The 24,802-nt window shown below is 62.3% G+C and carries 31 protein-coding genes and 2 tRNA genes; 13 read left to right on the top strand and 20 right to left on the bottom strand.

Features of this window, described 5'->3' with window-relative positions:
• The first annotated feature begins 41 nt into the window (after positions 1–41).
• Positions 42–380: a P-II family nitrogen regulator gene (locus AC0IZS_RS31480; RefSeq protein ID WP_015013651.1), complete on the top strand. Its 339-nt coding sequence runs from the start codon at positions 42–44 to the stop codon at positions 378–380.
• Positions 381–502: 122 nt separating this feature from the next.
• Here the strand turns inward: AC0IZS_RS31480 and AC0IZS_RS31475 are convergent, their stop codons facing one another.
• The 6 genes from AC0IZS_RS31475 to AC0IZS_RS31450 all read right to left on the bottom strand — a co-directional run bounded on the left by AC0IZS_RS31475 (position 503) and on the right by AC0IZS_RS31450 (position 4,095).
• A complete protein-coding gene (locus AC0IZS_RS31475) occupies positions 503–1,096 on the bottom strand; it encodes an LOG family protein (RefSeq protein ID WP_471639251.1) in 594 nt (197 codons plus the stop codon).
• The gene (locus AC0IZS_RS31470) at positions 1,089–1,493 is read right to left on the bottom strand and encodes a diacylglycerol kinase (protein ID WP_471639250.1); all 405 of its coding nucleotides are present in this window, start codon (positions 1,491–1,493) and stop codon (positions 1,089–1,091) included. The genes AC0IZS_RS31475 and AC0IZS_RS31470 overlap by 8 nt, the downstream gene beginning before the upstream one ends.
• A gap of 79 nt (positions 1,494–1,572) precedes the next feature.
• Complete coding sequence (locus tag AC0IZS_RS31465; RefSeq protein ID WP_471639249.1) at positions 1,573–2,118, bottom strand: RDD family protein; 546 nt, start codon at positions 2,116–2,118, stop codon at positions 1,573–1,575.
• A 32-nt stretch (positions 2,119–2,150) separates the two neighbouring features.
• Entirely contained in the window at positions 2,151–3,053 is a 903-nt protein-coding gene (locus AC0IZS_RS31460; RefSeq protein WP_471639248.1) for a DUF3106 domain-containing protein, read from the bottom strand.
• Positions 3,054–3,073: 20 nt separating this feature from the next.
• On the bottom strand, positions 3,074–3,529 hold the full coding sequence (locus AC0IZS_RS31455; RefSeq protein ID WP_471639247.1) for a DUF3619 family protein: 456 nt from the start codon (positions 3,527–3,529) through the stop codon (positions 3,074–3,076).
• The gene (locus AC0IZS_RS31450) at positions 3,526–4,095 is read right to left on the bottom strand and encodes an RNA polymerase sigma factor (protein WP_471639246.1); all 570 of its coding nucleotides are present in this window, start codon (positions 4,093–4,095) and stop codon (positions 3,526–3,528) included. The genes AC0IZS_RS31455 and AC0IZS_RS31450 overlap by 4 nt, the downstream gene beginning before the upstream one ends.
• A 318-nt stretch (positions 4,096–4,413) precedes the next feature.
• Here AC0IZS_RS31450 and AC0IZS_RS31445 point away from each other — a divergent pair, with 318 nt between their 5' ends.
• The 6 genes from AC0IZS_RS31445 (at position 4,414) to pbpG (ending at position 12,010) form a co-directional block, all read left to right on the top strand.
• Positions 4,414–6,213: an acetolactate synthase 3 catalytic subunit gene (locus AC0IZS_RS31445; protein WP_471639245.1), complete on the top strand. Its 1,800-nt coding sequence runs from the start codon at positions 4,414–4,416 to the stop codon at positions 6,211–6,213.
• Between the two features lie 175 nt (positions 6,214–6,388).
• Positions 6,389–6,880: an acetolactate synthase small subunit gene (gene ilvN / locus AC0IZS_RS31440; RefSeq protein WP_007857867.1), complete on the top strand. Its 492-nt coding sequence runs from the start codon at positions 6,389–6,391 to the stop codon at positions 6,878–6,880.
• 63 nt (positions 6,881–6,943) lie between these two features.
• Positions 6,944–7,960 (top strand): ketol-acid reductoisomerase, encoded by a 1,017-nt coding sequence (ilvC, locus tag AC0IZS_RS31435; RefSeq protein WP_007857869.1) that lies wholly within the window; start codon positions 6,944–6,946, stop codon positions 7,958–7,960.
• A gap of 276 nt (positions 7,961–8,236) precedes the next feature.
• Positions 8,237–9,070: a CDP-diacylglycerol--serine O-phosphatidyltransferase gene (gene pssA / locus AC0IZS_RS31430; protein ID WP_471639244.1), complete on the top strand. Its 834-nt coding sequence runs from the start codon at positions 8,237–8,239 to the stop codon at positions 9,068–9,070.
• Between the two features lie 206 nt (positions 9,071–9,276).
• Positions 9,277–10,815, top strand: coding sequence for a 2-isopropylmalate synthase (locus AC0IZS_RS31425; RefSeq protein WP_471639243.1), 1,539 nt, complete (start codon positions 9,277–9,279; stop codon positions 10,813–10,815).
• 115 nt (positions 10,816–10,930) lie between these two features.
• Positions 10,931–12,010: a D-alanyl-D-alanine endopeptidase gene (gene pbpG / locus AC0IZS_RS31420; RefSeq protein WP_471639242.1), complete on the top strand. Its 1,080-nt coding sequence runs from the start codon at positions 10,931–10,933 to the stop codon at positions 12,008–12,010.
• A gap of 84 nt (positions 12,011–12,094) precedes the next feature.
• On the opposite strand, the gene AC0IZS_RS31415 is transcribed toward pbpG, so the two are convergent.
• The 4 genes from AC0IZS_RS31415 to AC0IZS_RS31400 all read right to left on the bottom strand — a co-directional run bounded on the left by AC0IZS_RS31415 (position 12,095) and on the right by AC0IZS_RS31400 (position 15,360).
• Positions 12,095–12,970 carry an IclR family transcriptional regulator gene (locus AC0IZS_RS31415; RefSeq protein WP_471639241.1) on the bottom strand — a complete coding sequence of 292 codons (876 nt, stop codon included), beginning with the start codon at positions 12,968–12,970 and terminating at the stop codon, positions 12,095–12,097.
• Positions 12,971–13,060: 90 nt separating this feature from the next.
• Positions 13,061–13,846 carry an arginyltransferase gene (locus AC0IZS_RS31410; RefSeq protein ID WP_471639240.1) on the bottom strand — a complete coding sequence of 262 codons (786 nt, stop codon included), beginning with the start codon at positions 13,844–13,846 and terminating at the stop codon, positions 13,061–13,063.
• Complete coding sequence (gene aat, locus AC0IZS_RS31405; RefSeq protein WP_471639239.1) at positions 13,843–14,601, bottom strand: leucyl/phenylalanyl-tRNA--protein transferase; 759 nt, start codon at positions 14,599–14,601, stop codon at positions 13,843–13,845. Before aat ends, AC0IZS_RS31410 begins: the two co-directional genes overlap by 4 nt.
• Positions 14,602–14,691: 90 nt before the next feature.
• On the bottom strand, positions 14,692–15,360 hold the full coding sequence (locus tag AC0IZS_RS31400; RefSeq protein ID WP_471639238.1) for a lysozyme inhibitor LprI family protein: 669 nt from the start codon (positions 15,358–15,360) through the stop codon (positions 14,692–14,694).
• 168 nt (positions 15,361–15,528) lie between these two features.
• Between AC0IZS_RS31400 and AC0IZS_RS31395 the strand changes: the two genes are divergently transcribed.
• Both AC0IZS_RS31395 and AC0IZS_RS31390 read left to right on the top strand, forming a co-directional pair.
• Positions 15,529–16,128, top strand: coding sequence for a putative pterin-binding protein (locus AC0IZS_RS31395; RefSeq protein ID WP_471639611.1), 600 nt, complete (start codon positions 15,529–15,531; stop codon positions 16,126–16,128).
• Between the two features lie 22 nt (positions 16,129–16,150).
• A complete protein-coding gene (locus AC0IZS_RS31390; protein WP_471639237.1) occupies positions 16,151–16,573 on the top strand; it encodes an SRPBCC family protein in 423 nt (140 codons plus the stop codon).
• Positions 16,574–16,589: 16 nt separating this feature from the next.
• On the opposite strand, the gene AC0IZS_RS31385 is transcribed toward AC0IZS_RS31390, so the two are convergent.
• From AC0IZS_RS31385 to AC0IZS_RS31375, 3 genes are all read right to left on the bottom strand, one after another.
• Entirely contained in the window at positions 16,590–16,772 is a 183-nt protein-coding gene (locus AC0IZS_RS31385; protein ID WP_471639236.1) for a DUF3606 domain-containing protein, read from the bottom strand.
• Between the two features lie 23 nt (positions 16,773–16,795).
• Positions 16,796–17,035, bottom strand: coding sequence for a hypothetical protein (locus AC0IZS_RS31380; RefSeq protein ID WP_471639235.1), 240 nt, complete (start codon positions 17,033–17,035; stop codon positions 16,796–16,798).
• A gap of 116 nt (positions 17,036–17,151) precedes the next feature.
• Positions 17,152–17,733, bottom strand: coding sequence for a helix-turn-helix domain-containing protein (locus AC0IZS_RS31375; RefSeq protein ID WP_471639234.1), 582 nt, complete (start codon positions 17,731–17,733; stop codon positions 17,152–17,154).
• A gap of 86 nt (positions 17,734–17,819) precedes the next feature.
• Here AC0IZS_RS31375 and AC0IZS_RS31370 point away from each other — a divergent pair, with 86 nt between their 5' ends.
• Entirely contained in the window at positions 17,820–18,359 is a 540-nt protein-coding gene (locus AC0IZS_RS31370; protein WP_471639233.1) for a GNAT family N-acetyltransferase, read from the top strand.
• A gap of 23 nt (positions 18,360–18,382) precedes the next feature.
• On the opposite strand, the gene def is transcribed toward AC0IZS_RS31370, so the two are convergent.
• Complete coding sequence (gene def, locus AC0IZS_RS31365; protein WP_471639232.1) at positions 18,383–18,922, bottom strand: peptide deformylase; 540 nt, start codon at positions 18,920–18,922, stop codon at positions 18,383–18,385.
• Between the two features lie 227 nt (positions 18,923–19,149).
• Between def and AC0IZS_RS31360 the strand changes: the two genes are divergently transcribed.
• The 3 genes from AC0IZS_RS31360 to AC0IZS_RS31350 all read left to right on the top strand — a co-directional run bounded on the left by AC0IZS_RS31360 (position 19,150) and on the right by AC0IZS_RS31350 (position 20,234).
• A tRNA-Asn gene (locus AC0IZS_RS31360) sits at positions 19,150–19,225 on the top strand.
• 112 nt (positions 19,226–19,337) lie between these two features.
• Positions 19,338–19,413 (top strand) — tRNA-Asn (locus AC0IZS_RS31355).
• Positions 19,414–19,982: 569 nt separating this feature from the next.
• Positions 19,983–20,234, top strand: coding sequence for a hypothetical protein (locus AC0IZS_RS31350; protein WP_471639231.1), 252 nt, complete (start codon positions 19,983–19,985; stop codon positions 20,232–20,234).
• A gap of 69 nt (positions 20,235–20,303) precedes the next feature.
• Here the strand turns inward: AC0IZS_RS31350 and AC0IZS_RS31345 are convergent, their stop codons facing one another.
• The 6 genes from AC0IZS_RS31345 to AC0IZS_RS31320 form a co-directional block, all read right to left on the bottom strand.
• Positions 20,304–20,930, bottom strand: a complete 627-nt coding sequence (locus AC0IZS_RS31345) for a hypothetical protein (protein WP_471639230.1) — start codon at positions 20,928–20,930, stop codon at positions 20,304–20,306.
• Between the two features lie 14 nt (positions 20,931–20,944).
• Complete coding sequence (locus tag AC0IZS_RS31340; RefSeq protein WP_471639229.1) at positions 20,945–21,238, bottom strand: H-NS histone family protein; 294 nt, start codon at positions 21,236–21,238, stop codon at positions 20,945–20,947.
• Between the two features lie 65 nt (positions 21,239–21,303).
• A complete protein-coding gene (locus AC0IZS_RS31335; RefSeq protein ID WP_471639228.1) occupies positions 21,304–21,792 on the bottom strand; it encodes a hypothetical protein in 489 nt (162 codons plus the stop codon).
• Between the two features lie 29 nt (positions 21,793–21,821).
• Positions 21,822–23,054, bottom strand: coding sequence for a hypothetical protein (locus AC0IZS_RS31330; RefSeq protein WP_471639227.1), 1,233 nt, complete (start codon positions 23,052–23,054; stop codon positions 21,822–21,824).
• A gap of 455 nt (positions 23,055–23,509) precedes the next feature.
• Positions 23,510–24,268, bottom strand: a complete 759-nt coding sequence (locus AC0IZS_RS31325) for a hypothetical protein (protein WP_471639226.1) — start codon at positions 24,266–24,268, stop codon at positions 23,510–23,512.
• A 165-nt stretch (positions 24,269–24,433) separates the two neighbouring features.
• On the bottom strand, positions 24,434–24,775 hold the full coding sequence (locus AC0IZS_RS31320; RefSeq protein WP_471639225.1) for a helix-turn-helix domain-containing protein: 342 nt from the start codon (positions 24,773–24,775) through the stop codon (positions 24,434–24,436).
• Positions 24,776–24,802: the final 27 nt, after the last annotated feature.

The raw sequence follows: 24,802 nt of genomic DNA, 5'->3' as shown, positions 1-24,802 counted from the left end.
GAGCAGCCGTTCCCTTTTTTTTCATCTCCAGGAGACCCGCCATGAAAATGATCACCGCCGTCATCAAGCCCTTCAAGCTCGAAGAAGTCCGCGAGGCCCTGGCCGAATGCGGCGTGACGGGCCTGACCGTCACCGAGGTCAAGGGCTTCGGCCGCCAGAAGGGTCACACCGAGCTGTACCGTGGTGCGGAATACGTGGTGGACTTTCTGCCCAAGGTGAAGGTCGAGGTCGTCGTCAAGAGCGAGGACGTGGACCGCTGCGTGGATGCCATCGTCAACGTGGCACGCACCGGCAAGATCGGTGACGGCAAGATCTTCGTGACCGCAGTCGAGCGCACGGTGCGCATCCGCACGGGCGACTTGGACGACGCTGCTGTATAAGCTCCCCCTGAGTCGCTTCGCGCCTTCCCCCCTGAGGGGGGACGCCCCCAGCGCGGCGGGGCGGCCCTTGCGCGGGGGCTCTGGCTTCGGTCGTGCCAGTTTTACCGGCCTCGGCTCTGGGTTCAGATCACCGAGCGCAGTGGAATCTGACTCGCATTGTTGCCGGCTTGTTCGACCAACATCTGCAACAGGGCAGGCGTGTCCGCACTGGCGTGCAGCAGCCCCATCTGCCATTCACCCATGAATCCGCTGGCCACGCTGTGGTCCAGAAAGGCCAGCAGGCCGTCGTAGTAGCCGGCCACGTTGAGCAGGCCCAGGGGCTTGTCGTGGTAGCCCAGCTGGCGCCAGGTCCATACCTCGAACAGTTCCTCGAAGGTGCCGATGCCGCCGGGTAGGGCGATGAAGGCGTCGCTGCGTTCGGCCATCATGGCCTTGCGTTCGTGCATGGTCTGCACGATGTGCAGCTCGTCGCACGCTCGGTTGGCAAGTTCCTTGTCCACCAGGGCCTGGGGGATGATGCCGACCACGCGGCCGCCGGCCCGGCGGGTGGACTCGGCCACCGCGCCCATGAGGCCGCTGCGCCCGCCGCCGTAGACCAACTGGCCGCCATGCGCGCCGATCCACTCGCCCACGGCTGTGGCGGCCTGGGTGTAGGCGGGGTTTTCGCCGGGGCGCGAGCCGCAGTAGACGCAGATGGAAAAAGCCGGTTCAGCCATGGGTGATCCTCTGGAAGATGGCCCCCGCCCAGATGCCCACGCACAGCAGCAGGGCCAGCAGCACTGCGGCGCTGCCCATGTCCTTGGCGCGCTTGGACAGATCGTGCCACTCGGGCCCGATGCGGTCGATGGCGGTCTCGATGCCGGTGTTGAGCAGCTCGACGATCATCACGATCACCACCGAGCCGGCCAAGAGGGCCACCTCTACCCAGCTGCGCCCCAGCCACAGCGAGGCGGGCAGCAGCACGATGGCAGCAACGGCTTCCTGGCGAAAGGCCTTTTCACCCCAGCCGGCGCGCAGGCCCTCCAGCGAGTAGCCGGCAGCGTGCCATATGCGATTCAGCCCGGTACGGGCTTTCTGGGGATTGGCAGGGGCGGTAGGCTGGGGTGTGGACATAAGGAAAAACCGGGATTCTCGCGCAGTGTTGTGACGGTGGGCTTAAGAACCTGCTCAAAGAAGCCCGCACCGAAGGTGCCTATTTCTTGCTGTGCTCGAAATGCACCAGCCGGGTGCGGGCCAGTGCATCGTGCCAGAACTGCCGCTCTGGATGGAAGCGCGCAAGAATGGCCCATACGGCCACCCAGCCGATGACGAGCACCGTGGTCTCCGCGCCCGAGAGCGCGAAAGGCGACACGGCGGCCAGCGGAGGCAGAAACCACAACCAACTGAGCACGTAGCGCAGCAGGGCACGCGGCTGGCTGATGGGTCGGCCGGCGCGGTCCACCACGCGGATGTTCCAGGTCTTCATGGCCAGGGTCTGGCCCTTGGCCCAGAACCAGGTGAAGTAGATGCCGAACACCACGAACAGAAAGGCCTGCAGCGCATGGCGGTTGTCCATGGCGTTGCGGGTCTGGCTCAGGGTGCCGAACAGGTAGCCGGCGATGAACACCACGCCGAACATCAGCATGCCTTCATACAGCCAGCAGGCCATGCGGCGCATGAGGCTGGGGGTGGTGGCAGGTGTCGTGGCCACGGGCGCCATGTCTGCGTGCGGCGTGCTGGGGGTGGGGGAGGCGGACATTCCGGGCTGCGGGATCGGCGCGGCGGGCGCCGTCAGTTGTTGGGGTACAGGCCTGAATTGTCGGCGCTGGGCGGTGCTGCGGGGGCTGCCGGGTCGGAGCCCGCAGGCGCCAGCGGTGGCAGTGCAGCGGGTACGGCGGTGGGCACGGTCACGGGGGCTGTTTCCACCACCACAGGGGCCGCCGGGCTGGACGCCGAGGCCTCTGTGGGGGGCTGCGCTGCAGAAGGTACCGGCATGGCCAGGCGCGGGCCGTGGTCGGTCACTGGCGGGATCTTGGGCGCGTTGGGGCGCAGGGGGTTGGCCTGCGTGGCAGCGGGCACCTGCACCAGCTTGCGCGGGGATACCGGGCGCAGCGCGGTTGCCGCGCCCTGGGGATTGGGCGGGGCCGTGGCGGCCAGCAGGTCGCGCTCCTCAGCCGTCAGGGCCTGGTAGGCCTCCCACTGGGCAAGCTTGTTGTCTCGGGCCAGGCGGTTGGTGCTGGCGTAATTCAGGCGCGCCTGGCTGCGCTGCTGTGCGCTCAGGCTGGCCCATTCGGTCATGCGGCTGTGCAGCTTGGCCTGCTCTTCCTCGGGCAGCTCCGGAAAATTCACCGCCAGCGCCAGCCATCGGCGTTTCTGCACCTCGCTGATCAGCGCCCAGCGCTCGGCCAGGGGGTAGAGCGCGAGCTTTTGCCGGGTGTTCAGGGTTTCCCAGCCCGGGCCGGCGGCCACTTCGGCCAGGCCTTCGGAGGGCAGGGCGGTGGCGCTGCCGGAGGGGCGCAAGGCTGTCGCCGCCGTGGGGGTGGGGCGCGTGGCGGCCGAGGGCAGCAAGGTGGCAGGCGCCATGCCCACCTGTTGCACGACCGTCACGGCGACGGCGCTCAGCGCGCCCAGAAGCGCCAAAGCCAGCACGATGGCTGGCAGTGGTGGGCGGGCGTCGGGGAGTCCTTTATGCATGCATCGGGCAGTGGGCCAAATCAGTGATTTTGCGCTGCCGTCTTGAGGAACTGGACAAATCCCGGGTCGGAGTAGGCTTCTGGAGGCAGCTCGTCGGTCAGCAGGGCGGCATCCACCTCGGCGATCTCGTTGGCGCCAAACTCGTCCTGCACCGTGCTGATGAAGAACAGACCCACCACCAGCGCGATCAGCGGCACGGCAGACACCAGGGCATTCCACCAGCTGCTGCCCTCGCTGCCACCGCCGCCAAGGGCGGCCGAGGAGCCGCCGGCCAGCACCACCGGAGCGGCTGCCCTGGCCGGTGCGCGCACGGGGGCCAGCACCTTGCGCCGGGCCAGCGCCTGCATGCGCGATGCGCGCAGGCGCTCGGAGATGTCATAGGGCAGATCCTGCGAGCCGTCCGTCAGCCGTGCCGATACGCGGCGGGCAAAACGTTCTGCTGCAGCTTCCTGGGAGGGGTTAGGGGTGGTGTTCACAATTCTATTCCTTTGGCTTTCAGTGCCTTGCTGAGGGTTTGTATGGCACGAAAACAGTGCGTTTTCACACTGCCTTCCGAACAACCCATGGCGGCTGCCGTTTCTGATACATCCATTTCTTCCCAGTAACGCATGAGGAAGGCTTCCCGTTGACGTGCTGGCAATTCTTCTATTTCTGCCTCGATCTGCCGGAAGGTCTGGGCCCTGCGGGTCAGGTCTTCGGCACTTTCGGCCTTGTCCCCGTCGTCTGGTCCGGAGTACGCCTCCAGTAGATCAAAATCCATGCCATCTTCTCCGGGCCCTTCGAAGTCGCTCATGCTCGAAAACAGTGCATTGCGTGTCTTTTGGCGCCGAAACCAGTCCAGGGTGCTGTTGGAGAGGATGCGCTGGAACAGCATCGGCAGCTCGGCCGCCGGCTTGTCGCCATAGTGTTCGGCCAGCTTGAGCATGCTGTCCTGCACGATGTCCAGGGCCGCTTCCTCATTGCGGACGTGGTAGACCGAGCGCTTGAAGGCGCGCTTTTCTACACTTTTGAGGAAGTCGGAGAGTTCTTGTTCGGTTGCCAAGAGGGGTCAGCCCGGGAATGGGGTGTTGCAAGGACACGCCAGTGCGGCGCCTCAACAACAGATGCAGGACACCTCTTCGCAGAGGAGTCCAGCCGCCGATTATCGCATCCCTCGGTGTTTTTTTAGACGCGGTGTGCATTTGCGCGTGTTGCAGTGCGATAATTGGCGCTGCAATTCAAAAGGCAAACGGGTCACGGTCCGGCGCGGCAATCATCCACGCCCATGTCCTTGGCCTCAAGTTCCAAGCTGGCTTCACAAGAGTCCATGCAAGGAGCACCCAAGGTTTTTCGTCAGAGAAATTCACAAAGGTTGATCATCATGGAAATCTCCAAGGCCGAAATCACTTCGGCGGCCGCTGCTGCGCAGGGCAACACCCCCTCTTCTTCCGCTTCCGGCTCTGTGGACCTCATGGGCTCCGAGATCCTGGTCAAGTCGCTCCAGGCCGAGAATGTCCAGTACATCTGGGGCTACCCTGGCGGTGCGGTTCTGTACATCTACGACGCGCTGTACAAGCAGGAAACCATCCAGCACGTGCTGGTGCGCCATGAGCAGGCGGCCGTGCATGCCGCTGATGGCTATGCCCGCGCCACCGGTGAAGTCGGCGTCGCCCTGGTCACCTCCGGCCCCGGCCTGACCAACGCGGTCACCGGCATCGCCACGGCGTACATGGACTCGATCCCCATGGTGATCATCTCCGGCCAGGTGCCCACGCCCGCGATCGGGCTTGATGCCTTCCAGGAGTGCGACACCGTCGGCATCACGCGCCCCATCGTCAAGCACAACTTCCTGGTCAAGGACCCGCGCGACCTGGCCGTCACGCTCAAGAAGGCCTTCCACATCGCCCGCACCGGCCGTCCCGGCCCCGTGGTGGTCGATATTCCGAAGGACGTGTCCTTCAAGAAGGCGGCCTACACCGGCTACCCCCAGAGCGTCGAGATGCGCTCGTACAACCCCGTGCGCAAGGGCCACAGCGGCCAGATCCGCAAGGCGTTGCAACTGCTGCTGGCCGCCAAGCGCCCCTACATCTACACCGGCGGCGGCGTGCTGCTGGGCAATGCCACCAACGAGCTGCGCACGCTGGTGGACATGCTGGGCTACCCGGTGACCAACACGCTGATGGGCCTCGGTGCCTACCCCGCGTCGGACCGCAAGTTCCTGGGCATGCTGGGCATGCACGGCACCATCGAAGCCAACAACGCCATGCAGAACTGCGACGTGCTGCTGGCTGTGGGTGCGCGCTTCGACGACCGCGTGATCGGCAACCCCAAGCACTTCGCGCAGAACGACCGCAAGATCATCCACGTGGACATCGACCCGTCGAGCATCTCCAAGCGCGTGAAGGTCGACATCCCGATCGTCGGCGACGTGAAGGACGTGCTCACCGAGCTGATCTCCATGGTCCGCGAGAGCAGCACCCGCCCCGACGCCGGCGCCCTGGCCGCCTGGTGGGACACCATCGAAGGCTGGCGCAAGCGCGACTGCCTGAAATACAGCATGGGCAGTCCCGACGTCATCAAGCCCCAGTACGTGGTGGAAACGCTGTGGAACATGACCAAGGACGTGGACACCTACATCACGTCCGACGTGGGCCAGCACCAGATGTGGGCCGCCCAGTACTACCGCTTCGACGAGCCGCGCCGCTGGATCAACTCCGGTGGCCTGGGCACCATGGGTGTGGGCATTCCCTATGCCATGGGCATCAAGCTGGCCAAGCCGCAGGCCGAGGTGTTCTGCATCACCGGCGAAGGCTCGGTGCAGATGAACATCCAGGAACTGTCGACCTGCCTGCAGTACAACACGCCGATCAAGATCTGCTCGTTGAACAACCGCTACCTGGGCATGGTGCGCCAGTGGCAGGAGATCGAGTACTCCGGCCGCTACAGCCACAGCTACATGGATGCGCTGCCCAACTTCGTGAAGCTGGCCGAGGCCTATGGCCACGTCGGCATGCTCATCGAGCACCCCAAGGACGTGGAGCCCGCGCTGCGCGAAGCACGCAAGCTCAAGGACCGCACGGTGTTCATGGACTTCCGCACCGACCCCACCGAGAACGTGTTCCCGATGGTGCAGGCCGGCAAGGGCATCACCGAAATGCTGCTGGGCTCCGAAGACCTGTAAACACCGGCCTTCGGCTCCCGCTGCGGCCTGCAGCAAGCGTCAATTGCGATTGCGATTGCTGCAGGCCAATCTCCTGCTATCAGTTCGATAGCTTCACTTCGACGAATCTATTGTCTGCCGAGCCTGCGCATTACCGTGCGCAGGGGAGGGCAGCGAAAAGAGGAATGTCTTCATCATGAAACACATCATTGCCGTTTTGCTGGAGAACGAACCCGGTGCGCTGTCGCGCGTCGTGGGCCTGTTCTCTGCCCGTGGCTACAACATCGAATCGCTCACCGTGGCGCCCACCGAGGATCCATCGCTGTCGCGCATGACGATCCAGACCACGGGCTCCGACGACGTGATCGAACAGATCACCAAGCACCTGAACCGCCTTATCGAAGTGGTCAAGGTGGTCGACCTCACCGAAGGTGCCTACACCGAGCGCGAGCTCATGATGGTGAAGGTGCGCGCCGTGGGCAAGGAGCGCGAGGAGATGAAGCGCATGGCCGACATCTTCCGCGGCCGCATCATCGACGTGACCGAGAAGAGCTACACCATCGAGCTCACCGGCGACCAGTCCAAGAACGACGCCTTCCTGCAGGCCATCGACCGCACCGCCATCCTGGAAACCGTGCGAACCGGCGCCAGCGGCATCGGCCGAGGCGAGCGAATTCTTCGCGTGTAAGACAATCCACCCCGCTTTTCCAATTTCAACCCCCCAAACAACGCATTTCAACCGGAGCGACCCATGAAAGTTTTCTACGACAAAGACTGTGACCTGAGCCTGATCAAGGGCAAGACCGTTGCCATCATCGGCTACGGCTCGCAGGGCCACGCCCACGCACAGAACCTGAACGACAGCGGCGTGAAGGTCGTGGTCGGCCTGCGCAAGGGTGGCGCCTCGTGGGACAAGGTCGGCAAGGCCGGCCTGAACGTGATGGAAGTCAACGACGCGGTCAAGGCCGCCGACGTGGTCATGATCCTGCTGCCCGACGAGCAGATCGGCGAGGTCTACACCAACAATGTGGCCCCCAACATCAAGCAAGGCGCATCGCTGGCCTTCGCCCACGGCTTCAACGTGCATTACAACCAGGTCGTGCCCCGCGCCGACCTCGATGTGTGGATGGTCGCCCCCAAGGCCCCGGGCCACACCGTGCGCAACACCTACACCCAGGGCGGCGGCGTGCCCCACCTGGTGGCCGTGCACCAGGACAAGTCCGGCAAGGCCCGTGACCTGGCCCTGTCGTACGCCATGGCCAATGGTGGCGGCAAGGCCGGCATCATCGAGACCAACTTCAAGGAAGAAACCGAGACCGACCTGTTCGGCGAACAGGCTGTGCTGTGCGGCGGTGCCGTCGAGCTGATCAAGATGGGTTACGAAACCCTGGTCGAAGCCGGCTACGCCCCTGAAATGGCCTACTTCGAATGCCTGCACGAGCTCAAGCTCATCGTGGACCTGATCTACGAAGGCGGCATTGCCAACATGAACTACTCGATCTCGAACAACGCCGAGTACGGCGAGTACGTGACCGGCCCCGAAGTCATCAACGAGCAGTCGCGCGTTGCCATGCGCAATGCCTTGAAGCGCATCCAGAGCGGCGAGTACGCCAAGATGTTCATCCAGGAAGGCCGCCTGAACTACCCAAGCATGACGGCCCGCCGCCGCAACACCGCCGACCACAGCATCGAAGTGGTCGGTGGCAAGCTGCGCGCCATGATGCCCTGGATCGCCAAGAACAAGCTGGTCGACCAGACCCGCAACTGATCTCGCGATCCACTGCGCCCTGCGTACACGATCCCAAAGGCCACTTCGGTGGCCTTTTTCGTTGCCGGGTTGGGTTGCACCTGCCACCCACGGTGGTCTGCATGGCCTTGCGTAATCAATTGTTAACAGGCGCATGGCTCCGGTGCCATCCGGTGCAGCTACACTGCGCCTTCGGTTCTCTCGGAGGGGGTGCCATGCGCCGTGCGGCGCAGGTGCCGATTACTATAAATTTGGTAGCTGTTCACGCCGGCCGGCCCGGCGATGGAGATTTGTTCGATGCATGACGGCAAGGATTCCGCCGACGGTTCTGGTGTGATGGTGCGCAAGCGGCGCAAGGGCATCTACATCCTGCCCAACCTGTTCACGCTGGCCGCGTTGTTCGGGGGCTTCTATTCCATCGTGATGGCCATGAACGGGAGCTTCGACCGGGCGGCCGTGGGCGTCTTCTGCGCCATGGTCCTCGACAGCCTGGACGGCCGCGTGGCGCGCATGACCAACACGCAGAGCGCTTTTGGCGAGCAGATGGATTCGCTTTCGGACATGGTGTCCTTTGGCGCTGCGCCCGCGCTCATCGCCTACGAGTGGTCGCTCAAGGGCCTGGGACGCTGGGGCTGGATAGCGGCCTTCGTCTACTGCGCCTGCGCCGCGCTGCGCCTGGCGCGCTTCAACGTGAATACGGGCGTGGTCGACAAGCGCTACTTCCAGGGCCTGCCGTCGCCAGCGGCCGCCGCGCTGGTGGCCGGCTTCATCTGGCTCATGACCGAGCTCGGCGTGAGCCGCGGCATGGACACCTGGCTCACCTGGAACCAGGTCACCTGGATCATGTTCGCCTTCACCCTGTACGCCGGCCTCACCATGGTGACCAACGTGCCGTTCTACAGCTTCAAGGACATCCAGATGAAAAAGAGCGTGCCCTTCGTCGTGATCGTGCTGATCGCGCTGGGCATCGCCGTCATCAACATCTCGCCGCCCATCATGCTGTTCAGCGTGTTCGTGCTGTATGGCCTGAGCGGCTACGGCGTGTACGCCTGGCGCAAGGCCAAGGGGCAGCACAGCAGCGTGATCAGCACCTCCACCGACGAGCCCGACGAGCGCGGCCTGCACAAATGACCGCCCGCGGGCGCTTTGTGCTACATTGGAAGGCATGAACACGTTGGCCATTGCGATCCTACTGCTAGCTCCCCACGGGCGGAGACGGTAGGCGCACGCGCACACGTTTTCCACAAAGGCCCGTATGCACCCGCAACGGGCCTTTTGCTTTGGGCGCCAGAATTCAGCGTTGCGGACCACCCCACCATCAATACCAGGAGAACCCCATGGCCGACAAACTCATCATTTTCGACACCACCTTGCGCGACGGCGAGCAATCGCCCGGCGCCTCCATGACCAAGGACGAAAAGCTGCGCATCGCACGCCAGCTTGAGCGCCTGAAGGTGGACGTGATCGAGGCCGGGTTTGCTGCCAGCTCCAACGGTGACTTCGAGGCTGTGCAGGCGATTGCCCACGCCATCAAGGACTCGACCATCTGCTCGCTCTCGCGCGCCAATGACCGCGACATCGCGCGGGCGGCCGAGGCGCTCAAGGGTGCCAACAGCGCACGCATCCACACCTTCATTGCCACCTCCGCGCTGCACATGGAAAAGAAGCTGCGCATGACGCCCGAGCAGGTGCTGGAGCAGGCGCGCCAGTCGGTGCGCTTTGCGCGCAACCTCGTGGCCGACATCGAGTTCAGCCCCGAAGACGGCTACCGCAGCGACCCGGACTTCCTGTGCCGCGTGCTCGAAGTGGTGATTGCCGAAGGCGCCACCACCATCAACGTGCCCGACACCGTGGGCTACGCCATCCCCGAGCTGTACGGCAACTTCATCAAGACGCTGCGCGAGCGCATTCCCAACAGCGACAAGGCCATCTGGTCGGTACATTGCCACAACGATCTGGGCATGGCCGTCGCCAACTCCCTGGCCGGCGTGAAGATCGGCGGCGCCCGCCAGGTCGAATGCACCATCAACGGCCTGGGCGAGCGCGCCGGCAACTGTTCGCTTGAAGAAGTCGTCATGGCCATCAAGACGCGCCGCGACTACTTCGACCTCGACCTCAACATCGACGCCAAGCACATCGTTGCCGCCAGCCGCATGGTCAGCCAGACCACCGGCTTCGTGGTGCAGCCCAACAAGGCGGTGGTGGGCGCCAATGCCTTCGCCCACGCCAGCGGCATCCACCAGGACGGCGTGCTCAAGGCGCGCGACACCTATGAAATCATGCGCGCCGAAGACGTGGGCTGGAGCGCCAACAAGATCGTGCTGGGCAAGCTCAGCGGCCGCAACGCCTTCAAGCAGCGCCTGCAGGAGCTGGGCGTGAGCCTGGAGAGCGAGACCGAGGTCAACAGCGCCTTCACCCGCTTCAAGGAGCTGGCCGACCGCAAGAGCGAGATCTTCGACGAGGACATCCTGGCCCTGGTCAGCGACGAAAGCGTGACCGCCGAGAAGGAGCAGTACGGCTTCGTCTCGCTGTTCCAGCAGAGCGAAACCGGCGAGCACCCCCGTGCGCGCATCGTCTTCACCGTGGACGGCCACGAGGTGCGCGGCGAGTCCGAGGGCAATGGCCCGGTAGACGCGTCGCTCAAGGCCATCGAGTCCCACGTCAAGAGTGGCGCCGAGATGGTGTTGTATTCCGTCAACGCCATCAGCGGCTCCACCGAGAGCCAGGGCGAGGTCACCGTGCGCCTGCAGAACAGTGGCCGCGTGGTCAACGGAGTGGGCGCTGACCCCGATATCGTGGTCGCGTCGGCCAAGGCCTACCTCAGCGCGTTGAACAAATTACAAAGTAAAGCTGACCGGGTGGCTGCACAGGGATAAGCGTTGAATTTATAATTCATTCACTTTCTTGGAAAGTCGCGCAAGGTCTTGATCTTGCGCGACTTTTTTTGATTCTGTACACTGGCCCACACTTCTTACCCTTTGGAGCACTTTGATGCACCATGGCCGCAGCACCGCAATGAACCGTTTTTTCCAGCTTCTGGGCTTTGTTGTTGTGAGTGCGGCGCTCGCCTCGCCCATGGCACACGCCAACGAGCGCAAGAAGGCGCCCGCCAAGAAGCAGGTGGCATCGGCCACCGCCAAGAAGTCCGCCGGCCCGCGCAAGGCCGCCGTTGCCGCCAAGCCGGTGCGTGTCACCGCCAAGACCTCCAGGGCAGCCACCCGCGTGGCGTTCGTCCCCGCCAAGCAGTCGTTTGGCCAACTGGCCGGCCTGCACGAGGTGAATGACCCGCTGGACCTCAAGTCCAGTGTGGCGCTGGTGATCGACCAGGACACCCATGAAGTGCTGCTCAGCAAGAACGACCACGCCGTTCTGCCGATCGCATCGCTCACCAAGCTCATGACCGGCCTCATCATCTCCCAGGCCAAGCTGCCCATGGATGAGCAGCTCACCATCACCCAGGACGATGTGGACACCGAAAAAGGCAGCCGCTCGCGCCTGACGGTGGGCTCCACGCTGACCCGCGGCGAAATGCTGCACCTGGCCCTGATGTCCAGCGAAAACCGCGCCGCCCACGCCCTGGGCCGCACCTATCCCGGCGGTCTGGACGTGTTCGTGGCGCAGATGAACGCCAAGGCGCGCCTGCTGGGCATGACCGACACCAAGTACGTGGAACCCACGGGCCTGTCCAGCCGCAACCAGAGCAGCGCCCGCGACCTGGCCACGCTGGTCAACGTGGCCCATGGCGACCCGGTCATGCGCGAGCTGTCCACCTCGCCCGGCTACGAGCTGGCCCTGGGTGCGCGCACCCTGCAGTTCAACAACACCAACGGCCTGGTGAAGAACCCCACCTGGGACATCGGCCTGCAAAAGACCGGCTACATCTCCGAAGCCGGGCGCTGCCTGGTGATGCAGGCACAGTTCGCTGGCCGCAAGGTCATCATGGTGTTCCTCGACTCGGCCGGCAAGTTCAGCCGCCTGGGCGACGCCGAGCGCGTGCGCCACTGGGTCGAATCCATGCCCGCCGCCATCAGCCCCGTGAAGACGGTGGTGCACGGCAACACCAACGGCTGAAGTTGCGCTGCCTGCCGGCCCGCTGGGCAGGCAGGTCCACCATCCCCAAAAGAAAACCCCGGTGGCGTGAGCCCCGGGGTTTTGTCATGGGGCGGGCCGCAGCCTGCAGCCAGGGTCACTCGACCGGCGTGTGCAGGATCTCGCCGCTGTGCAGGGGGAAGACACGGACGACGTGGGTACCCTGGCGGGCACATAGCCCAGCGCCAGCGAGATCTCCTGCGCCGTGGCCTGCAGCTTGGCCATCCAGCCTTCGTCCAGCCGGTCGGCCGGGGCCGAGATGGACAGGCCGGCCACCAGCTTGGCTTGGTCGTCGTAGACGCCGGCGGCCATGCAGCGCACGCCCAGCTCCAGCTCCTCGTTGTCGCGGGCCGTGCCGTACTGGCGCGCCTTGGCCAGCTCGCGTTCGAGCACGGGCAGCTGCGTGATGCTGTTGCGGGTGTGGCCGGCCAGCCCGGTGCGGGTGGCATAGGCGCGCACGCGCTGCGGGTCGTCCAGCGCCAGGAAGAGCTTGCCCGTGGAGGTCAGGTGCAGCGGCGCGCGGCCGCCGATGGCGCGCACCACCTGCATGCCAGAGCGCTCGCTGTAGGCGCGCTCCACGTACACGATCTCGTCGCCCTGGCGCATGCTCAGGTTCACCGGCTGCTGGATCAGCTTGTGCAGGTTGCGCATGGGGGCCAGCGCCGCATCGCGCACGCTCAGCCGCGCCTTGACCAGGTTTCCAAGCTCCAGCAGGCGCATGCCCAGCCGGTAGCTGCCCGATTCGGGCCGGTCCACGAAGCGGCCGATGGTCAGGTCATTGAGGATGCGGTGCGTGGTGGACGGGTGCAGCCCCGTCTTCTCGCTGATTTCCTTGAGCGAGATGGCGTCCTCGCGCGATGCGAGCACGTCGATCAGCGTGAACATGCGCTCCAGTACCTGGACGCTGGGTTTGATCGGGATACCAGGGTCGATTTTTTTCATGGGCTGCAGAGATTCTGGACGCTTGCCGGATAAGGGATATCCACAACATCCTGATCACTGCATCTTACCTTGTGAAATGCGACGGCACCATCAGGGGCCCTGGGTGGCCACTACCGGGGTGTTGCCAGTGCCACCGTGGTCCACGCGCTGCCACACGTTGTCCTGCCGGATTTCATGGGGCAGAAAGCGCGCCTTGTAGTTCATCTTCGGGCTGGCGGCGATCCAGTAGCCCAGGTACACATAGGGCAGGCCCATGGCACGCGCCTGCTCGATCTGCCAGACCACGTTGTAGGTGCCGTAGCTCACGCGCGCCTCGGGCTCGTAGAAGGTGTACACCGCCGACAGGCCGTCGTTGAGCACGTCGAGGATGGACACCATCTTCAGCGCGCCGGGCTCCCCGGTCTCTGCATCCACCTCGCGGAACTCCACCAGCCGCGAATTGACGCGGCTTTGCAGCAGGAACTGGGTGTACTGGTCGATGCTGTCCTGGTCCATGCCGCCGCCCGCATGGCGGCCGTTCTGGTAGCGCAGGTACAGCTGGTAGTGCTCGGGCACGAAGCACAGGCGCAGCACGCGCGCCTGCAACTGGCCATGCTGCGCCGCAGCGCGCCGCTGGCTGCGGTCCGGCCGGAACTCCTGCGCACGCACGCGCAGCGGGGTGCAGGCCTGGCAGCCGTCGCAATAGGGGCGGTAGGTGAACATGCCGCTGCGCCGGAACCCCGTGGCCACGAGGCCGGAGTACACATCGCTCTGGATCAGGTGGCTGGGCGTGGCGACCTGCGAGCGCGCCTGCCGGTCCGGCAGGTAGCTGCACGGGTAGGGCGCTGTCGCATAGAACTGCAGGGTCTGCAGCGGCAGGTCGTTGAGTTGCGTCATGCCATGGACGGTGGGTGGGGCAGCAGTTGGTTCCAGTATACGGGCTCGAAAGTCCACGTGCCGCCCGGCAGGCCTTGCGCCACGCCGATCTTGTTCAAGAACTGCTCGCGCGGGATCTCGCGCGCCCCCAGCGACGCCAGGTGGCGCGTGTTCTGCTGGCAGTCGATCAGCGCCACGCCCTGCACGCGGCAAATGGCCACCAGCGCCGCCAGCGCGATCTTGGAGGCATCGGTTGCGTGCGCGAACATGGATTCGCCGAACACCGCGCGCCCGAGCGCCACGCAGTACAGCCCGCCCACCAGTTGCCCGTTGATCCAGGTTTCCACGCTGTGGGCCGAGCCTGCCGCGTGCAGCGCTTCGTAGGCGCGCACCATGTCCGGCACGATCCAGGTGCCCGCCTGCCCCTCGCGCGGGGTGGATGAGCAGGCGCGTATCACCTGGCCAAAGGCCGTGTCCACCCGCACCTCGCAGTGGCTGCCGGCGGCGGCAAACTTCTGCAGCGTCTTGCGCAGCGAGCGGTGCAGCCGGAACTCGGCCACCGGCAGCACCATGCGCGGGTCGGGCGCCCACCACAGGATGGGCTGGCCCTCGCTGAACCAGGGGAAGGTGCCCTGCCCATAGGCGGCCCTGAGATGCTTCACATCCAGCGCGCCGCCGGCAGCCAGCAGGCCGGGCGCCGGATCGTCGGGGCCCCAGGCGCTCGCCGGGCTGGGAAAGGGGTCGTGGGGTTCCAGCCAGGGGAGTTGGGCGGGCATGGGGGCGAGGCGGGGATGCGAAGGAACGACGAATGAATGGTTTGATTGTGCGGCAAGCGCCGCAGCTGGCGCAGGCCCGTGGTGTTTGCGCTACTTGCGCCGGTAACCGCCCACAAAGCTCACGTTCATTCCGCCGCAGCCATCGTCCTCCTTCACGGCCAGGCCACCGCGCTGCAGCGCCAGCGTGGCCGTGCAGCCATCACCGTCGTACGCCAGCAGCCCGTTGCGCAGGGTGCCCACGCCGCGTATCTCGCCCACATTGACCTGGCCATTGGCGGCGTTGGGGCCGTACCAGACGGCATCGCCCGCCAGGTAGACCTTGCCGTCCTGCAGGCCGACGATGGCCAGGCTGGCGCTGTCCTTGTCGGGCTTGCCCTGGTGGTAGCGGGTGTAGGTGCCGTTCCACTTGGCGCTTGCTGCGGTGGCGGGCGCAACGCTCTGCAGCAGCGTAATGCGGCCCGCGAATTCCTGGCCCAGGCAGCGGGCGTTTTTGCACTGCGTGACCTCATAGGATTGGAGCCATTCGCGCTGCCACTGCACCAACTGCGGCCGCGCCTTGGAGCGCGTGATCGCGTCCTTGAAGGCGGTGTTGAGCTGCTCGTCCAGTGCGGAAAGCGGGGCATCCGCGCAGATCAGCTTTTCCATGGCCGACCGGGCCTTGGCGCAGTCGAAACTGGCGGCGCTGGCCAGCGGGGCCAGGGCTGCGATCAGGGCCGCCAGGGCAAGGCGCAACAAGGGCTGGGCAAGGGTGGTCGGCATGGCGGGGTTCCTGCTCGGTAAGATGCGCGCGCGAACAGTGCGGCAGGCCGAAATCATACGATCCCGCCAGGCCAATTGCCGCTTGACACAAGCGCATGCCAAACGCACGCTACGGCCCCGCACCAGCGGTCCATTACCAACAACCAACCATCGGAGAGAAGCATCGTGATCAACAAGCGTGATTTTGTCGCCAGCGTCGGCCTGGCCGGAATGCTGTTGCCAGCATCCCATGCCGTTGCAGCCCCCAATGCCAAGGCGGGCACTGCGCAACCCGTTTTGCTGACGGTGAGCGGCGCCGTGGGCAAGACCAACCGCGGCGCGCTCGACCCCGTCATCGACCAGATGATGGGCAAGCACAGCATCCAGTTCAGCAAGGCCTTCGCGTTCGACGCAGCAGCGCTGCAGCGCCTGCCCGCGGTGACCATCAAGCCCACGCTCGAATACGACAGCAAGCCCCACACGCTCGAAGGCCCGCTGCTGGTCACCGTGCTCGAAGCCGCAGGCGTGCCGCGCAACAGCAACGTGCAACTGGGCCTGCGTGCGGTGGATGGCTACAACGTCGCCATCAGCCTGGCCGACGCAGCGCAATACCGCATGATCGTCGCCACCCGCATCGACGGCCAGCCCATGGCACTCGGCGGCCTGGGGCCGCAGTGGGCCGTGTACGACGCCGACAACGTGGCCCCGTTCAAGGACAAGCCCGTGAAGGAACGCTTTGCGCTGTGCCCTTGGGGCCTGTACCACATTGACGTGAAGGCGGCGGCGTAGGCCCGCTTGCGCGGAGATTGCCATGGCGCCCATCGTTCAAGAAGCCCTCATCGTCAGCCAGCCGGTGGCTGTGGCGGCGCAAGCCGTCTATGAGTTTGCCCACCGCATGCACAACCTGCCCCTGTGGGCCTCGGGTCTGGCCACAGGCATCGAGCAGCGCGATGGCAATTGGTTCACCGACTCGCCCATGGGCAAGGTGCAGGTCGCTATGGCGCCCGCCAACCCGTTCGGTGTGCTCGATCACGACGTCACGCTGCCCGATGGGACCACGGTGCACAACGCCTTCCGCGTCACCCCGTGCGGTGAACAGGGCAGTTTGCTCAGCTTCGTGGTGCTGCGCCTGGCGGGTGTCAGCCAGGCAGACTTCGATGCGGATGTGGTGCACGTGCGCAAGGACCTGGTCGCATTGCAGCAATTGATGGAAAAGCGGCAAGCGGCGGACTGAGGAGGGCAGGCCCGTCTCAGTGCTTGCTTCGTGTCAGGTAGTTGAGCACCGCGTCGGCCGAGTTGCCCACGGCCGCCACGGCATTGCGCAGTTCCTGCTCGGTGCATTCGAGCGTTATGGTCCAGGCGTGCACCTCGTGGTCCTGCGCCAGGCTGATGAACCGGCGATCCGTGTCGGGGTCTTGGGGGATATCGGGCATGGTGGCCGGCGTCGATGGGGCGTCTACCGTGTCTTGTCGTCGGTCTCGCCCGTCACGCCCTTGCCCTGGCGCGAAGCCGGCTTCGGGTTGGCATGCTCCTCGGTGGCGCCCTGCCGGTGCCCCGACGGGTCTACCGCGTCCAGGGGGCCAACCCCTGGCTGTTCGCCGCCGGGGCGGTTGGCATAGGTCTCGCCCAGCGTGCCAGACTCGTCTTTCAGCCCATACTGGCTGTGGCCGGGCTTCGGGGTCGTCGTATTGGGCATGGCATGCTCCTGGGGTAAGAAGCCTTGATGCTAGGGGTGCGGCGCATGCCGGGGTGTAGGACCCTGTCGGCTATGCCGGTGCTCGCCGTCCTGCCAGCGCTTTGGCAGTAGGTGGTTCAGTTGCTGCGCAACAGCACCACGGCGTAGGTGCAGTCCGCAGCCGTCTCGTTGCTGAACACGCAGTCCGCAGGCGGCCCCAGTTCCAGGCAGTCGCCGGCATCCATGGCATGCCGGGTGTCGCCCTCCATGAACACCAGCGACCCTTGCAACACCCAGATCAATTGCCGCTTGGCGGTGTAGGCAGCAGCAGGCATGGGCACCTGCGCACCGGCGGGCAGCACCACCTGCACCAGGTCCAGCGGCAGGTCGGAAGGGGGCGACACATGCGTGCGCACATAGCGGGTCTGCGGGTCGGTCCACACCGGCTGGTCGGCCCGGCGCAGTAGCCGGCCCTCCTTGGCCTCAGCGCGGGCGATCAACTGCGACATACTGAGCCCGAACGCGCCCGACAGCCGTGCCAGCAGCGTCGCCGTAGGGCTCGATTCGCCCCGCTCCAGCTTGTGCACCATGGCCCGCGACACGCCCGAGTGCGCCGCCAGGTCAGTCAGCGACCAGCCCCGGCCCTCGCGCTCAATGCGCACCCGGGCGCCAATGCGCTGGCTCAGGCTATCGACTGCACTATCTACTTTGGTGGACATGTGTTTCATCATGGTGGACAATAATCCACCAAAATACGTTATTCGTCCATCATAGTGGATGGAGAGCCCTGCAACCCATGACCGCCATGACCACCCTACAGATACGCGATGCCCATGCGGGCGACATTGAAGGCATCCTCGCCATCTACAACGACGCCGTGGCCAACACCACCGCCATCTGGAACGAAACCCTGGTGGACACCGCCAACCGCGCCGCCTGGCTGGCCGACCGCCAGCGCCTGGGCTACCCCGTGCTCGTCGCCGTTGACGACCAGGGCGCCGTGGCCGGCTACGCCTCGTTCGGCGACTGGCGCGCCTTCGACGGCTACCGCCACACCGTCGAACATTCGGTGTACGTGCACCAGAACGCCCGCGGCGCGGGCCTGGGCAAGCGGCTGATGCAGGCCCTCATCGAACGCGCCCGCGCCATCGGCAAGCACGTCATGGTCGCCGGCATCGAGGCTGGCAACACCGCATCGATCCAGTTGCACGAGCGCCTGGGCTTCACCCAGGTGGGCCTGCTGCCCGAAGTAGGCACCAAGTTCGGCCAATGGCTGGACCTGGCCTTTCTGCAGCTCAAGCTGGATGCGCGCACGGATCCCGATGGGGCAGGACGGGGCGGTTGACCTCTACCTGCTAAGTAAGCAGCTCAGTCATCTTCCTGAGCGCTTATTTCAGGGAACAGGATTTCTGTGTACCCGAATTGGGTAAAGTCCCGCACCCGCATAGGGTACAGCTTGCCGATCAGGTGGTCGCACTCGTGCTGCACCACCCGGGCATGGAAGCCATCCACCGTGCGGTCGATCGGGTCGCCATACAGATCGAAGCCCGCATAGCGAATGCGCGCCCAGCGCGGCACCTTGCCCCGCAGGCCTGGCACCGACAGGCAGCCCTCCCAGTCCTCTTCTTCCTCGTCGCCCAGCGACGTGATCACCGGGTTGATCAGCACCGTGGGCGGCACGATGGGCCTGCTCGGGTAGCGCGGGTTGCGGTCGTTGGAGCCGAAGATCACCAACTGCAGGTCCACCCCGATCTGCGGCGCCGCCAGCCCCGCGCCGTTGACGGACTGCATCGTCTCCAGCATGTCGCGCACCAGCAGGTGCAGCTCGTCCGTATCGAACGCGGTCACGGGCTGGGCCACGCGCAGCAGGCGCGGGTCGCCCATCTTGAGGATGGTGTGGATGGTCATGGCGTGGGAAGCAAGAAAAAGAAGGCGGTGTTCGTCGTCATCGCGGTCAGCAAGCAGCAGCCACACATCATGCCGCAAGGCCGACAGCCCCGCAGCAGCGGGGCTGGGCGCGGCGGCGCGCCGCGCGGGTGGGGGCCACTGCCGGCGCAAAACTTCCCCCAAGATTGCACGCAACATCGCCCGGACTGGAAAACGCCCGAATTTTGTGTATATAATCTAAGTCTTGTTCCTCGATAGCTCAGTTGGTAGAGCGCCGGACTGTTAATCCGTAGGTCCCTGGTTCGAGCCCAGGTCGAGGAGCCAAGAATTCAGGTGCTGTGCCCCGCTGCAATTTTCGGGCACACACCGGCAAGCCGTGAGCAAGCTTGCCACCATCGCAGCACACCATCTTGTTGATGTCGTCAGTACCGATCATTCCTCGATAGCTCAGTCGGTAGAGCGCCGGACTGTTAATCCGTAGGTCCCTGGTTCGAGCCCAGGTCGAGGAGCCATTCATTGGCAGTAAAAGGCTACCCTTCGGGGTGGCCTTTTTGCTTTGGGGTGGCGGTTCATGCTGGTCCGATAGATCTGCTGCATGGGGCTCGCATCATGCGCTTGATGGCCTGCGCGGCATCGGATCGGTGAGGTTCGGCGGGTTCTGCTGCGGGGTCGTTGTGGCGCAAGGCTCTGCGCACAGCTCTGGTCAGCGAGTGGCCGGCTATGGCTTGATGATCGCGGGCATTGATGGTCGCCATGTGGGGCTCATTGCGGGCCTTGATGCGGGGTGGCCTGAGCGGTGCGCATTGAGGCGATAGATGCCGCGCGGATTGATGCCGTGTGGTGGGGGGGGGGCTGGTTGGTTATCTACGGGTGCGTTGGTAGGGAAAACTCTAAGGGGTGTTTTTTGGGGGCTCTGTTGCTTGCGCGCAAAGTAGCCTTGACGATGCAGAGCCCGAGGTTTTAAATAGAGACACCAGCTAAGGAGTTGATGTCATGAATCATCGTTCTGCAGATTTTTCGAGCGTCATAGGATTTCTTGTCTATTCAGGAAATTTATGTTGTCAACGCTCAAAGGATCTGTATGAAAACCGTCAACTTCGCTGTTAAGGCACTCGCTTCCTTCTTCATCGTTCTGCGCCAAAATCCGGTCGCCGCAGTGGCTGTCGCAGTCCTCGCGCTGCTGGCCTACATGGTGCAAATCGCGGCAGATGCGATCAGCACGTCGCAGGGCCACTTCATGATGCTCACTGGGTTGATGGGGGTGGTTATCTTGGCTTCCATCGCAGTGCTGTTGATTGTCAAGAAGCCTGTTCCGGCAGGTCGCCGCAAGTAATATTTATTCGATGGTTAAAGGCTCGCTTCGGCGGGCCTTTTTCATTGGGTGACTGCATTCCGCAGGTAGTCATGGGGGCGTAGATATGCGCTGCGTGGGCAGAGCGGTCGGGTTCGCTGTGAATGCAGAAGTGGAGCGGGTGCTCGAAATCCAGTTGACTACAAGGAAAAAAAGCAAGACAAGAACGACTATCAGTCCGATCCATTTGCTCACAGCGAAAACCATTTCGCCGCGCTCGACTTTTACCCATTCTGACGCAAGCAGTACCCGGGAATTGCGGATAAATTCATCCTGCTTGAGTTGGCAGGCTTGAATGTCAAGTGGGAAGGTTGACATCAAATTTTCGAGTTCATCCAATGACTGTAGCAGCGCTCCGCCGCTTGAAATTCCTGGATTCAAGCGTGTTCGAATGGCAGTGTTGGCAATGTTTGCTGCAACAAAATGGGACTGGCTTGCGTCGAGGAACTCCTTTTGCGACGGTCCATAGGCGTAAACAGCTCGAATAGCAATGAAGTGCGCAACAACTTCAGCAACTTCTTTCCGCAGACCGTCAATCCAGGATTGGCGGAACTCAGAGACCTTGTTCTCTTTGGCGATCACCAGTCCTAGGTAGCCTATGAACGCTCCAATGAGCGCCGCTGATATCGAGCCAATCGCTGCATCAGGAAGGGAGGAAAGAGAGTTTGTAAGTCCCATGCGACCTCATTCCGTCAAATAGCGAATGCAGCGCGATCCTTGTCAGCAATCCACACAGGCGCGCGACCCCGTCCCGTCCAGGTCGCTCCGGTAGCGGGATCACGGTATTTCGCTTCCACCTTTGTGCCCTTGGTGTTGGACGTACGGGCCTTCTTGCCGCCTCCAAATACATCTTCGGAAGTCAGTCCGAACTCAGCGATGAGGGCGCGCGCTTCAGCGATGGCGCCTGACTGTTCGGCCTTGCGAGTCTCCTCGATGAGGCGGTCAAGTTCGGCTTTGCGGGCGATGAGTGCTTTGTAGTTGGACATGGTATTTAAGATGGCGTATAAATTGAAATGGATTTTCCGATAGATTCGTTGTTTACGACAGCACTTTACATAGAAAACCTTGATTCTAACTCTGATGCTAAGTTTGCTAACCTGTTTTCGGAAAGGCGTAGTTTTTGTGCAAGCACTCTCTGTATCATTTGAACATAGCCGAGCGACCCCACGGCATCTGCATGATGATCGTGATCGAGTGCCATTCCAGTAATATCTTGCCAACTGCGATCCCAATTCAGGCGCACTGCATACAAGTCTCGCTTTTCATCCGCCGGAGTTGTGTCGCAGAAAATTGCGGTAAACGCCAAATATTTTCCATCGAGAGAGGGTGCGAACTCGACTCCGAGGCGGCCAAGTGGTGTTTTGAATGCAATGCTGTCACCGTCTTCAATTGCTTCTACTTGATAGTTTTGTTGAAGGTGGTCCTTCACTTCGCCTCGGAGGAATGTTTCTCGAAAGGTGGTAACTTCCCTCTTGGCATAGTCAATGTACGGAGCAAAGGTACTCTGAAAAACTCTATCAATTAAATCTGGTCGTGTCATTTAGGGCTCTCTTGCAGATGCTTGCATGGTTACGTCTTTGCGCCCAAGTCAAAGGCCAAAAGGGATAAAGTTATTTCTCGATCTTTGTCTTGAGGTAAGAAAAATGTATAAATGTCGCTGGTTTCATCCATTTGCACAGGCCCGCTGACATAGCCTGGATGAGCCTTAATTTGTTCGCGCATTTTTGCGACGACGCTGGAAAATCCCGCATTGCGGTTGAAAACAACGATGGCGGTCTTGGTATCTCGCCAAGTCAGGTAGCCTAGAAGCTGGTCTATTGTCGCAACGAAGCGCTTTTCGCCGCCCCATATTTTGAACTCGGCCACGAAGATGTTTCCTGTCTCGTGACGGATCAGGATATCCGTTTTTCCTGTAAAATTGAAGGCTTCGCCAGTCGCATTTCCGAAGTGCGCATTGAGAGGAACAAGGAACATGTCGCGCAAAGTCTCCTCGTCGAGGCTGCGTGTCCTTGAGGAACTTTGTTCAATACTACGTCCCGCTCCGCGAATAATGCCAAGGATATTTTGATATACATCCTTATCGAGTGTAGGATCCGGCGGCGCCGAGGGCCTCATAGGTGGGAGCTGTGGCTTTATTTTCTGCTTGACTCCCGGGGGTACGAATGTCCGAGTGTCACCCGGTTTTTCTTTGATCTTAATACCCAATCCTGCAAGGGCATTCGCTGAACTCTTTTGTTGTAAGAGGCGTGCGCTACGCGCTTCGATTCGCTTCCGAACCTCAAGTTCAAGTTGGACTGGATAACTGGACCACATAGACCGGTGCCAACCCAGATACTTATCAATTGAATTGAGCAGCGAGTCCACCTCCTGCTTCACCGCTTCTGGCGCCAGCGTGCGGCCCGCAACTGTGAATTTCAGCTTTGCTTCCTCCACCACTGCTATAGGGGGGCTCGTATCATACGTATTAGATCGCATTTTAAATATGGTAGCATCTCCGGTGAATGGAATCTCAAAATCGTAGGCTTCTCCCGGTACAACTATTTTACGTTTGTCCCAAGGGTCGTATGCCTCGAAGGGGCGTTCGTGGTGACTGGCCTCCATACCTTCACGATCAAGTGTTGGTACAACCACTTCGTACTTTTCAACAAAATACGCGACGAGAGCTTCTACATCTGTATTGAGCAATCGCTGCTCTTGCAATCCGTCAGCCTCAGCACATGCGGAATCAATCTGTGCCCTGAGTATGCCGTGACCATCTTGGTCGGAGAAAAGATAGTTTCGCTCGTGCTTTGATCCGTACACTTTGTCCCCTTACAACAATTATTGCCAGTCTACATTCAATTCTTGGGTTATGCCGTAGAGTGAACTGATCACACCCTGGGAAATTTATGAGTGACTAGGACTTCATGCACGATATGCATGACCGCGGCTATAGGCCCGGGTAGCATTGGGCCAGATAGCGGATGCGCCTGCCCTTCCTTCATTCTCCCAGGACACCATAAAACAGATGCCACAGCGGACTGGTGCGCGTCTTGGGGGCGTTAAGGCATTTATGCCGCTCGTAGTTTTGCAGGGGATCATCTGCCCTGAACTGGGGGCACATGCCCACCTGACTCGCATATCGGTAGTTTTCCAGTGAAATCAGTCTAATAGAGAGCACCATTGCAACAAAGACTAGGCCGGCAATAACTAAGTTTTTGAGAATATTCTATTTTTTAAGCTGTAGATGTGCGGAGCGATGCGATTATTCTAAGTATTTATTCAACGAAACGCTGTTTGATGTCGTTTGCCATCCGCGCTCGCATGTCTGCGCGACTCTTCTCTGATTCAAGGTTCTTTTTTGCCAACAGTTGGATCAGCATTGACGCCCAGTTGCCTCGCTTCTTAAAGGCTTTTACATCCACGGGTCTGTACCAGGTCACGTAGTCGCTGTACACCACCTCACAACTGATCGCGAAGACTTCCTCTCCGTTCTCCAATAGTTGGAAATCCTGATATACGGTTGCCTCTATGGCGTCCCATTGAAGAGTTACGATGCTGTACCGCGTGCCCTGGTAGCCGAACTGCAGGATCCTGTTCTTATAATCCTGAATCTCTTCTTCGCTGGGGCTGTCGATGCCCAATTTATTCAATTGCTGCCAATCATCCCGCTTTGACCAAGCCGGATAGCTGCGCAGTTCCTCCCACAGTTGTGCGAGTGCCGTATCCAAATGGTTGGCCTTTGCAGAAGTGGTTAGCCTCTCCTTTAGCTTTTCGTCATCGCTGACTTGAACTTCAACGGCCTTCTTGTACGCATCCCCTTCGCTTTTTGCACTGCTCTCTGCTGCGAGGCGCTCAGCTTGTACTGCATTCAGAAAGGGGTCTGAGTCTTGTGTTGGCGTGTCGGGTTCAGCAGCGCGCGTCGCGAAGCCGGGTTCAGGCTGGGAGCCGGGCTTCTTTTTGGGATTGTTGGCGCGCCACATCCACCAAACCAATACAGCGATGAAAAGCGCGGCGTAGATTGTCTCGGCGTCCATGTAGTGCCTCCAAACCTCAGTATGCCCTAGACGTACAAGCGCGCTATGCGGGTTTTGAAGCGTCATGCTATTCGTGAGGTGCCGACATTGGGATGCATGATCGTCGGGTCGTCGGGTCGTCGGGTGGCCGATTGAACCCTTCTGGAAGACGCCCCCGTCAAGTCGTCAGGTCACAGAAGACTCCAGCGCCTCTATGAAAACCTTCGCGACCTCGCGCCGCGCCTCCGGTGGCCGCTTGTGCAACGCAAGCAGCAACGCCGCAATCTCGTCATCCTCGCAGTACAGGTAGGCCAGGGGCACGCTAAACACTCTGGCGATGAGCCTTGCAGTGCCTACAGGGGGCTCATGGACGCCCCGTTCGTAGCGACTGATCCGCATCCGGCTGGCTGATTCTTCCAGACCGATTTCTACCCCGACCTTCTCCTGAGACCAGCCACGGGCTTCCCGGAGGGCCTGCATGCATCTTCCCAAGATCGCAGGAGAGGAGGACGGCTCGGCAACAGGCATGTATCGATTCTCGTAACAAGGCTCGGG

It is taken from the genome of Acidovorax sp. AC410 (assembly GCF_979253235.1).
The sequence above is the reverse complement of the archived record's forward strand: the minus strand, read 5'-3'. Positions and strand labels throughout refer to the sequence as shown.

Bases quoted from the DNA above. Each gene is read 5' to 3' on its own strand.
- ilvC (WP_007857869.1), top strand. From the start codon at position 6,944: ATGAAAGTTTTCTACGACAAAGACTGTGACCTGAGCCTGATCAAGGGC.
- AC0IZS_RS31380 (WP_471639235.1), bottom strand. From the start codon at position 17,035: ATGCCCAATACGACGACCCCGAAGCCCGGCCACAGCCAGTATGGGCTG.
- pbpG (WP_471639242.1), top strand. From the start codon at position 10,931: ATGCACCATGGCCGCAGCACCGCAATGAACCGTTTTTTCCAGCTTCTG.
- AC0IZS_RS31335 (WP_471639228.1), bottom strand. From the start codon at position 21,792: ATGACACGACCAGATTTAATTGATAGAGTTTTTCAGAGTACCTTTGCT.
- AC0IZS_RS31475 (WP_471639251.1), bottom strand. From the start codon at position 1,096: ATGGCTGAACCGGCTTTTTCCATCTGCGTCTACTGCGGCTCGCGCCCC.
- AC0IZS_RS31340 (WP_471639229.1), bottom strand. From the start codon at position 21,238: ATGTCCAACTACAAAGCACTCATCGCCCGCAAAGCCGAACTTGACCGC.
- pssA (WP_471639244.1), top strand. From the start codon at position 8,237: ATGCATGACGGCAAGGATTCCGCCGACGGTTCTGGTGTGATGGTGCGC.
- AC0IZS_RS31460 (WP_471639248.1), bottom strand. From the start codon at position 3,053: ATGCATAAAGGACTCCCCGACGCCCGCCCACCACTGCCAGCCATCGTG.
- AC0IZS_RS31425 (WP_471639243.1), top strand. From the start codon at position 9,277: ATGGCCGACAAACTCATCATTTTCGACACCACCTTGCGCGACGGCGAG.
- AC0IZS_RS31400 (WP_471639238.1), bottom strand. From the start codon at position 15,360: ATGCCGACCACCCTTGCCCAGCCCTTGTTGCGCCTTGCCCTGGCGGCC.
- ilvN (WP_007857867.1), top strand. From the start codon at position 6,389: ATGAAACACATCATTGCCGTTTTGCTGGAGAACGAACCCGGTGCGCTG.
- aat (WP_471639239.1), bottom strand. From the start codon at position 14,601: ATGCCCGCCCAACTCCCCTGGCTGGAACCCCACGACCCCTTTCCCAGC.
- AC0IZS_RS31370 (WP_471639233.1), top strand. From the start codon at position 17,820: ATGACCACCCTACAGATACGCGATGCCCATGCGGGCGACATTGAAGGC.
- AC0IZS_RS31480 (WP_015013651.1), top strand. From the start codon at position 42: ATGAAAATGATCACCGCCGTCATCAAGCCCTTCAAGCTCGAAGAAGTC.
- AC0IZS_RS31410 (WP_471639240.1), bottom strand. From the start codon at position 13,846: ATGACGCAACTCAACGACCTGCCGCTGCAGACCCTGCAGTTCTATGCG.
- AC0IZS_RS31470 (WP_471639250.1), bottom strand. From the start codon at position 1,493: ATGTCCACACCCCAGCCTACCGCCCCTGCCAATCCCCAGAAAGCCCGT.
- AC0IZS_RS31445 (WP_471639245.1), top strand. From the start codon at position 4,414: ATGGAAATCTCCAAGGCCGAAATCACTTCGGCGGCCGCTGCTGCGCAG.
- AC0IZS_RS31350 (WP_471639231.1), top strand. From the start codon at position 19,983: ATGAAAACCGTCAACTTCGCTGTTAAGGCACTCGCTTCCTTCTTCATC.
- AC0IZS_RS31415 (WP_471639241.1), bottom strand. From the start codon at position 12,970: ATGAAAAAAATCGACCCTGGTATCCCGATCAAACCCAGCGTCCAGGTA.
- AC0IZS_RS31390 (WP_471639237.1), top strand. From the start codon at position 16,151: ATGGCGCCCATCGTTCAAGAAGCCCTCATCGTCAGCCAGCCGGTGGCT.
- AC0IZS_RS31375 (WP_471639234.1), bottom strand. From the start codon at position 17,733: ATGTCCACCAAAGTAGATAGTGCAGTCGATAGCCTGAGCCAGCGCATT.
- AC0IZS_RS31385 (WP_471639236.1), bottom strand. From the start codon at position 16,772: ATGCCCGATATCCCCCAAGACCCCGACACGGATCGCCGGTTCATCAGC.
- AC0IZS_RS31325 (WP_471639226.1), bottom strand. From the start codon at position 24,268: ATGGACGCCGAGACAATCTACGCCGCGCTTTTCATCGCTGTATTGGTT.
- AC0IZS_RS31465 (WP_471639249.1), bottom strand. From the start codon at position 2,118: ATGTCCGCCTCCCCCACCCCCAGCACGCCGCACGCAGACATGGCGCCC.
- def (WP_471639232.1), bottom strand. From the start codon at position 18,922: ATGACCATCCACACCATCCTCAAGATGGGCGACCCGCGCCTGCTGCGC.
- AC0IZS_RS31345 (WP_471639230.1), bottom strand. From the start codon at position 20,930: ATGGGACTTACAAACTCTCTTTCCTCCCTTCCTGATGCAGCGATTGGC.
- AC0IZS_RS31320 (WP_471639225.1), bottom strand. From the start codon at position 24,775: ATGCCTGTTGCCGAGCCGTCCTCCTCTCCTGCGATCTTGGGAAGATGC.